This is a genomic window from Phytoactinopolyspora endophytica (genome assembly GCF_004138495.1).
GTDB lineage: Bacteria > Actinomycetota > Actinomycetes > Jiangellales > Jiangellaceae > Phytoactinopolyspora > Phytoactinopolyspora endophytica.
On record NZ_ML142849.1, the window covers coordinates 763,449 to 771,387 of the forward strand.

General features: G+C 62.8%; 11 protein-coding genes. 5 read left to right on the plus strand and 6 right to left on the minus strand.

What is annotated here, in order from left to right; all coding sequences use genetic code 11:
- Window positions 1-364: 364 nt before the first annotated feature.
- Window positions 365-844, minus strand: coding sequence for a cupin domain-containing protein (locus ELR45_RS03310; RefSeq protein ID WP_129663335.1), 480 nt, complete (start codon window positions 842-844; stop codon window positions 365-367).
- A 102-nt stretch (window positions 845-946) separates the two neighbouring features.
- Window positions 947-1,270 carry a hypothetical protein gene (locus ELR45_RS03315; RefSeq protein ID WP_129663337.1) on the minus strand — a complete coding sequence of 108 codons (324 nt, stop codon included), beginning with the start codon at window positions 1,268-1,270 and terminating at the stop codon, window positions 947-949.
- Window positions 1,271-1,737: 467 nt separating this feature from the next.
- Here ELR45_RS03315 and ELR45_RS42450 point away from each other — a divergent pair, with 467 nt between their 5' ends.
- Window positions 1,738-1,977 carry a ferredoxin gene (locus ELR45_RS42450; protein WP_129663339.1) on the plus strand — a complete coding sequence of 80 codons (240 nt, stop codon included), beginning with the start codon at window positions 1,738-1,740 and terminating at the stop codon, window positions 1,975-1,977.
- Between the two features lie 62 nt (window positions 1,978-2,039).
- On the opposite strand, the gene ELR45_RS03325 is transcribed toward ELR45_RS42450, so the two are convergent.
- Complete coding sequence (locus ELR45_RS03325; RefSeq protein WP_165367433.1) at window positions 2,040-2,291, minus strand: helix-turn-helix domain-containing protein; 252 nt, start codon at window positions 2,289-2,291, stop codon at window positions 2,040-2,042.
- A gap of 198 nt (window positions 2,292-2,489) precedes the next feature.
- Between ELR45_RS03325 and ELR45_RS03330 the strand changes: the two genes are divergently transcribed.
- The 3 genes from ELR45_RS03330 (at window position 2,490) to ELR45_RS03340 (ending at window position 4,228) form a co-directional block, all read left to right on the plus strand.
- Window positions 2,490-3,041: a GNAT family N-acetyltransferase gene (locus tag ELR45_RS03330; protein WP_129663500.1), complete on the plus strand. Its 552-nt coding sequence runs from the start codon at window positions 2,490-2,492 to the stop codon at window positions 3,039-3,041.
- Between the two features lie 123 nt (window positions 3,042-3,164).
- On the plus strand, window positions 3,165-3,560 hold the full coding sequence (locus ELR45_RS03335) for a hypothetical protein (RefSeq protein WP_129663343.1): 396 nt from the start codon (window positions 3,165-3,167) through the stop codon (window positions 3,558-3,560).
- Window positions 3,551-4,228, plus strand: coding sequence for an HNH endonuclease (locus tag ELR45_RS03340; protein WP_129663345.1), 678 nt, complete (start codon window positions 3,551-3,553; stop codon window positions 4,226-4,228). Before ELR45_RS03335 ends, ELR45_RS03340 begins: the two co-directional genes overlap by 10 nt.
- Here the strand turns inward: ELR45_RS03340 and ELR45_RS03345 are convergent.
- Window positions 4,182-6,281 (minus strand): DUF262 and DUF1524 domain-containing protein, encoded by a 2,100-nt coding sequence (locus ELR45_RS03345; protein WP_129663347.1) that lies wholly within the window; start codon window positions 6,279-6,281, stop codon window positions 4,182-4,184. The two genes, ELR45_RS03340 and ELR45_RS03345, sit on opposite strands and share 47 nt — an antisense overlap.
- Before the next feature lie 328 nt (window positions 6,282-6,609).
- Window positions 6,610-6,996, minus strand: a complete 387-nt coding sequence (locus tag ELR45_RS03350) for a winged helix-turn-helix transcriptional regulator (protein ID WP_129663349.1) — start codon at window positions 6,994-6,996, stop codon at window positions 6,610-6,612.
- Window positions 6,997-7,103: 107 nt separating this feature from the next.
- Here ELR45_RS03350 and ELR45_RS03355 point away from each other — a divergent pair, with 107 nt between their 5' ends.
- Window positions 7,104-7,466, plus strand: coding sequence for a DoxX family protein (locus tag ELR45_RS03355; RefSeq protein WP_129663351.1), 363 nt, complete (start codon window positions 7,104-7,106; stop codon window positions 7,464-7,466).
- Between the two features lie 156 nt (window positions 7,467-7,622).
- On the opposite strand, the gene ELR45_RS36635 is transcribed toward ELR45_RS03355, so the two are convergent.
- On the minus strand, window positions 7,623-7,939 hold a 317-nt coding region (locus ELR45_RS36635), incomplete at its 5' end, for a GNAT family N-acetyltransferase (RefSeq protein WP_205855767.1).

Genomic DNA, 7,939 nt, shown 5'->3' on the forward strand with positions numbered 1-7,939 from the left:
CACATTGGCCCAAACGCGAACACATCATGCAGTCCGGCTGACCCCCTGCAGACCAACGTCGACGCCCAGCTGCGGCGGCGAGTTACGTCATCCCGGCCCTTCGGTCAACGCACGCTCAGGAGTCTCGCCGGCTCATCGGTGACGTCTTCACACCGCAGAAACCTTCCAGCTTCTCGACATGAAACACGGGGTTCACAAAGTGCTCGCTGGTGCTGTATCTTCCATCTCGCGGCCTCACCCACCTCGGGGCCGTGTTCAACACTGGTGGCGGCGCCTCCGGTCGAGACCCCCGAAGCCGGAGGCGCTGTCCGATGTAGCACAGGGAATCACGGTCGCGGCGCGCCAGCGAGCCACGATGGCGGCATCAGAGCGTGAGATGGTGTCGCTCAATCAGCGGGCCAATCGAGTCCATGTCCATGGACAGCCCGTACTGTGCTGCCAGCGCCACCAGGGCCGGGACATCAGGCTCCGGCTGGAACAGCGGCACGAGCTGACGGAAGTACTGCCCGAACCGGCCGGGCGAGATCATCTCGAGCACGCGGGTTTCCTCGTCGCTGGCGTTCCAGAAGGTGTGCGGGATGCCGCGGGGCTTAAGCACGAGGTCACCTGGCCCGGCGTCAAACGTCTCGTCGCCGATCTGCACACCTATCCGCCCGCTGAGGACGAACGAGTACTCGTCCTCGTGCCGGTGCGTGTGAATCGGCGCGGCGAGCACCCGCGGGGCGAGAGTGTGCTCGATCACCGTGAGCTCGTCCGACTCGACGAGGTACCGGTTGCCGAGGCTCTGGAGGTCCGCGCGGGCTCCTTCACCGGCTCGGACGAGGGTGTGGCCTGCGGTCGACATGCGAGCATCCTCCTCTATCAGACTCACCCCTCTCCAGGCGGCAGGTCAAGCCGAGGGCGACCGGAGCCCGGCAGCTGCGGCGCGTGTGTGTCCATCGCCTCCTCAGCCAGGCTGAAGTTGGGCGGTGAACTCAGGAGCGAGATCGACACCCACATGAGCGGCAATAGCCCGGAGGGCGTGACCGTCGGGGTCGCGCCCATCGCGCCCCATCAGGAAAGCGGGGACACCGCCGTGGTCACCTACTCGGACGCGGGCCTCCTCGTTATCGCTTTCGACAACGCGCCAGCCCGACCCGGCCATCCAGTCGTGCGCTGCGCTCCACTCCCAGTCCGCAAGGGCACCCGCCTCGTCAAAGAGCAGGCCAACCCCTCGGTCATGGGCGACGTACACGTGCCTGGCACCAAATGCCAGATGCTCAACCCGCATGAGGACCCTCCTTCCACGCACCCATGTGGCGCCCACACGGTGCGCCACCAGGTTGACTACACAAGCTACCGCCGATCGCGTCTGGTTGCGACCTGCAAAACGAGATTGTTATCTCATAAAAACACTCGCCGTTACACGCACGGAATCACGTGCTCGCCCCACACTCGGCATGCGGGTGATCGTTTCGCCCTGGCTGGCCAACGGCGACCGCGGCAGTAGTTAGCGCTTCTCAAGCGCTGGGCCCACCTCACCGCAACTGGCAACCTCACGCTACGCACCACTGCGCGTGCTCTAGACGGCTAGCCCATTACAGGCTATCTTCAAATGAGCTATTTCATTGTTCTTGAGACCACAGTAAGACACCTCCTCCGGCCGCCGCCGTTCCCCAGGTAACGCGCGTAGCACGGGCAGCTTGTACAACTCCCCCGTCGACGGCATACGGAGCTGGGCAGCTCTTGGGAGGCACCATGGAGATCAAAGCCCAACGAGGCCGTTGCATTGGCTCCGGCATGTGCGTGCATGCAGCGCCGGGGCTCTTCGACCACGACGAGGACGGGCGCGTTCAGCTCGTCACCGAGCGCGACAGTCCGGTAGACATCGACGCGGTCCGGGAAGCCGTGGCCTTGTGCCCGTCCAGGGCACTGTCACTTTCCGAGCATCGAGCTCCCGACGAGGTTCGCAAACGAATCGACCTCATCGCTGGATAGCCACGGCCATAACGGGGTGCTCTCCGCACGACGCGGAGAGCACCCCTCGACCAGTGGGGACGTTACCTGTCGCGCGCTGGGTAGGACGTGTCGCGGTCGCGGTAAGGGATGCGCAGCGCAGTCAAGACCGCGCGCACCCCTTCCAACGTCCCGGTGTCCTGCTCAACGCACCGGACCGCCGCCACGTCGATGCCGGCCAGGCGCGCCACGTCATTCTGTTCCAACCCGCGCCGCAATCTCTTGTTCCGCACCACATCTCCAAGGGTGCGTTCATCCCTCACGATCGACTCACGGCGTGCCCTCATTTGGCTCATGGTGATCAATTCTGACGCATGCCCCAAACCGGACGATCATGGAACGCAGGGGGCAGGACGCGGCACATAGCAGCTGTGGGTACACACCACATTTCTCGTCTTCTCCGGCGCCGGCGGACAGCCAGCAAGGCTTAGGCGCCCCCGACCGCTGAGTTGCGCAGGCCGATGCCGCAGGCCCCTACACTGATGATTGTGTCGATGATCTACCTCCAGACCGAACGGCTTCAGCTGCGGCGACTGACATTGGATGACGTCGACAACCTCGTCACACTCAATACCGACGACGGCGTGATGCGCTTCCTGGCTAGGACACCGCCGACGCGCGAGCAGGTAGTCCAGGAGGTGGCCGATCTGGTCGCCGTCTCCGAGACATATCCGGAGCACGGCAGGTTCATCGCCGCGGATCGCGAGGGACGTTTCGTCGGGTGGTTCGAGCTGAGCGTCAAGTCAGACGGCCCCGAGGCGCCAGAGCTCGGTTACCGACTCCGCAACGGCGCATGGGGTCAGGGCCTCGCAACCGAAGGCTCACGTGCCCTGATCGACCACGCGTTCACGAACCTCGGTGCCGAGCGCATCACCGCTGAGACCATGTTCGTGAACACCGGTTCGCGGCGCGTGATGGAGAAGAGTGGGCTGCGCTACGTCAAGACCTTCCATGTGGACTTCGACGACCCCCTGCCCGGCACGGAGCACGGCGAGGTCTTGTACGAGATCACACGCAAGGAGTGGCTCACACAGCGCCAGGTTTGACCCCTCGTAGATCACGTCCACCGCCGGTCAAGGAGATCACCGATCTGGTCGTCGGGATGCATGCCCTCAACGGCTAGTCTATCGCTCTGGACCGCACCATAGTGCTGTGGGACAGTGTGCAACGTGGCGGAGCAGGCGGAGATAGCCAATGAACGAGCGTTGCGAGAGCAGATTATGCACGCGCTCGAGGAGCGCACCAAGGTGAACGGTGACTTCCTTACCCGTGCCGAGTTGAGCGCCTTCCGATTCGGAGACGGCCAGACCCGGCGCCTGATCGATGCCTCACGCGGAATCTGGAACCCGCGCCACCTCGCCGCCACGCTGTCCATCGTCAGTTCCCCCGACGGCGATTACGAGGATCGCCAAGTCCGAGGTGGATACGTGCGGTATTCGTACCGCGCGGGATCGCCGGAAGGGGACAACACCAAACTGCGCAAGGCCAAGGAGCTCGGGCTTCCAATCATTTGGCTTAGAAAGATCGAGCCTCGTCTCTACGTCCGTATTTCCCCGTGTATGTGATCGACGACGACCGCGACGCCCGGGAGTTCGTCCTCGCGCTCGACGACAGCCTTCGGCTCATCGCCGACCCGCTCAACCCGACCACAGCCGAACGCACGTACTCCGAACGAGTCGTCAAGCAACGGCTCCACCAACGAGAGTTCCGCGCCCGCGTCATCCACGCCTACGGGATGCAGTGCGCAATCTGCGAGCTCAACGTCCCGCTACTCCTGGATGCGGCACACATCCTGCCTGACCGTCACGAGCTCGGGCAGCCCGTCGTGCAGAACGGGCTTAGTCTCTGCAAGCTGCACCATACTGCTTACGATCACAACCTGCTCGGCATCACGCGCGATCTTGAGGTCCGACTGGACGCCTCGCTGCTCCGGCAATCCGGGGGGCCAATGCTGCTGCACGGTCTGCAAGACATGCATGGGGAACGCATCACGACCCCCTCACGACGACGCGACCACCCTGACCGCGAACGCCTCGCACAGCGCTACCTCGACTTCCTCGCAGTTCAGGATCGGACTCCCGATACGCCGCATAATGCCCGTGTACGGCACGGTTCGGTCGCCGTCGCCCAGGCGGGATCCGGCAGCTCCAGCCTCACACTCAACACGGACCCAGAGCAGAAGGCCCTTACTCACCGATCTGGTACTCGTATGCCTGACGCACCAGGCCAATGACGTAACTGAAGTCCGTGTTCTCGGCCAGACCGACTTGCGCATCGCCGTTGCCCCACTGCCCTCTGCCGGTAACATCCCACGCCTCGTGGCGGTCATCATGCAGGGCATCGAATGGCATGTTCAGCGACAGCCGCAGGCGCGCGACTTGCGGGACGACGTCAACGAAGTTCGTGACAGCCTTGTAGGCGACGTAGTTCTTCAGGAACTCCTCGGTCACCGACGGATCGAAGGCGAGGACCTCAGCGCGGAACTTCTCGAACAACGCGCGGCGTGTGGGCGACAGCAGGTACGAGTGGTCTTCGATGGAGTAGGCGGTTTGCAGGCGTGGTTCCCGCAACTCGGAGCGCTCGACGGTTGACAGGCTCGGCCGTGGCCAGATTTTGATCGCTTCGGCAGCCAGGCGGGCTCCCCGTTCCTCAATCGCAGCGGCATTCCACTGCTCGATCGTGCCAAGCCCTCTGTTCAGACGAAGAGGGCTGTCCTTGAACCCGCCTTCCATATCCCGCTTCTTCGGGAACGGATGGTCACTGTACTCAGCGTTATAGCCGGTCAGGGTCAGGTTGCCGAGCGTGTGCAGGTAGCGTGCCTGTGTTTCCTCCCAGTCGTCACCGAGAGCGTCGCGCCAGTGCTGCGACAGGTTGTCGTTCTGCGGGAGTATGTGCTCAATCGTGTAGTCCTCAATAGAGACCGTCTCCTTGCGGCCGTGGTTCTCCATGCGCCGGAGGAAGTACGAGCGTCGCTTGAAGTTGTAGAGGTCATTGGTCCGAAGCGCATTGCCGAACTCTTCGTCCGTCGGGAAGGCACGGTAGCTCCTCATGCTGAGGAAATGTGCTGTCACGAAGTCGACGTACCGGTCCTTGCGTATGTACCTGGTGAACGTGCTGAAGGTGGTGTTCAGCGAGTTGGTCGGGATCCGGCACACAGCGCGGCGGAAGATGTACGACGTCACTATCTGCACGATCTGGCTCAGCTCCGCAGCCGTCAAGATCTCCTGGTCGTAGTCGGTGTAGAGCTCCAGCAGGAACGGATAAACAACGTCGGCCCTGATCTCCCGTAAATCTTGGAACGCCGCGGCCAACTCGGGGTTCTCCTCGTGACCAAGCGCCACCGCACAGTAACGACGCGAGTAGTCACGCAGCTCGTTTACCAGGCGCTCCACCGAGTGGCCATCACTGTTGAGCCGCCCGGCGTAAGCCTTGAACGCGTCGTAGATGTCTCGCAAGCGTGGGATCTCGCCAGTGACCACCGTGAGGTAGTGCCTGACGAACTCGTCGAACTGACTCTCGTACGCCGCTTGACCGAAGTCGACCTCCATCGGTCGCCAGTACTGCTTGTAGAGACGCTCCTGAGCGGACGGCTCCAGGCCCATCAGGACGAAGTTGCGGATCAGGTCAGCCTGCGACAGCTTCCGGCCGGTGGAGTTCATCGACTCGAAGATCAGCTGAGGACTGTCATGCGTCCGATCCAGTCGGATGTCCACAACCACGAGCTTGGCCAACCCTCGGCACACGACGCCTAGGTCGACGTCGGGCTGTACCAGCCTGGATCGGAAGAAGGCGAAGTTCGTCTCGACACGCTCGGAAGAGTCACGCGGCAGTTCTGCCCTGCTCACGATGGCCATGAGAGTGTCTTTGTCGGTCTGCGACAACAGCAGTTTGTAGAACCTGTCGCCCTCTTCATCGTTGTTGACAAGGTACCGGTTGCGTAGCTTCTTCGGCGAGAACCCATCGAGCGGTTCACGTTCGCCATCCGGGACGTTCCCAAGGACCTCAGCCAACGCCGCGACCACCAAGCTCACCGTGGTGAGACGTTGCTGACCATCGATGACCAGGTTCGGCTCCTGCGACGTTAGATTCGACAGTCCTTTCTCAACATGAACGATCGACCCGATGAAGTGTGCGTTCAGTTCGTCGTCGCTGCCGGCGCGAACGATGTCCGACCACAGCTGAGAGCACTCATCTTCCGTCCACGAGTACGTACGCTGGTATATGGGAATCACGAACTGGCTTCCCTTGGCCAGCAAGTCCAACAGCTTGGTTTCCGACGCCTTCATCTTCTCCCCATCGCCCCTTCGCAACGCAACGTCCACGCCAGCGCCCAGCAATTTCCTCGGATGCGTACTCGACCTCTCGGGTCGAACCGCAAGCCTCATACGAACTTCGCGATGCACACAAATCCGACTTGCGACGCTACCAGCAAGGCGGTCATTTCGATTCACAAAGTCCTTGTTCGCTCCAGCGAATTTCAGGCGCGAAGGGGCCAGACGTCTGCTGAAGTCGACACCCAGGGAGACCTACCTACCTCGCCCAGCCCAGCCATCACCGCAGCGCTCAAGCTGCAGAAGGCACGATCGACGACGCTGCCCGCGACTCCCCGCAGGCCTAGCGATCCGACGGTTTCCGCGCGTCGTACAGCTGCTGGCTTCGATCGATGTCGGGGTTGTGCTCGACCGCCCACTCGGCCAGCCGCACGGCAGGGTCGATCAACGTGCAGCCGACGTCGGTGAGCTCGTACTCGACGCGGGGCGGCACCTCGGCATACGCCGTCCGCGACACGAGACCGTCGCGCTCGAGGTGCTGCAAGGTCAAGGTCAGCATCCGCTGTGAAATACCGGGAACACGCTGCTGCAACTCGGAGAAGCGCATGCGCTGCTCGTGCAGCGTCGCGACCACCAAGAGTGTCCATTTGTTTCCGATCCGCTCCAGGAGCCTGCGGATCGCACGACCGCCATCGCCCCGGATCAAACAGGCCCTCTCGTACTGCGACATAGACACGCCCTTGTCAGCAACGCACACACGTGTGCCTTTTGTATCGGCTCCGATTGTCACTCATCATGTGCTTGCTTACAAGTCGTAACTATCGAGAAGAGGCCGTCATGGAGATCGCATACTGGATCGTCGCCGGGCTGCTGGGAGTCTTCTTCCTGTATGCCGGCGGCAAGAAGGTGGTTCAGAGCCAGGACCAGCTGGCACCCATGATGGGCTGGGTCGACACCATCCCGATGTGGCTCGTCCGCAGCATCGGCGTCATCGAGATCCTCGGCGTCACCGGCTTGACCCTGCCACCACTGACCGGCATCGCGCCGGTGCTCGCCATAGTGGCCGCCATCGGATTCGTCGTCCTCCAGGTACTCGCGACAGCACTGCACCTCTCCCGCGGCGAAGTCAAGGAGATCGGACTCAACATCACACTGATCGCTCTGGCCGCCGTGACGGTATGGCTGGCCACAACCTGGTAAGGAACGACGACGACCGCACGCTCGGGTTTTGCCAAGAGGCGAGCATGTCGGGGCGATGCGTGCAGCAGCGCCACCCGACACGATCGAAGACAAGACAGCCAGGAGACGCCTGCCTCGACGGGACCGTGGCGCCGCACGGAACGAGGCTGGAGTGACTCAGCCGCCCAGCTCCAGCCGGCGCCAGACGATCGCGGCATTCGGATCGCCGGAACTTGCCGGCTCGGTGTTGACCACCGTGAACCCCTCGCGCTCGTAGAACGTGCCCGCGCGCGTATTGCCGGCGAAATGCTCGACGAGGACGTGATCAGTCCCGGCGGGAAGCGCACCGATGGCGTGGCGGAGCAACTCGACACCGAGCGAACGGCCCCGGAGGTCCGGCGCGATATAGAGCTTCCAGATCACCTGCTCACCGGCGAACTCGCCCGTCTGGGATACGCCCACGATCGCATCGCCGGCCACCGCCACATGAACCC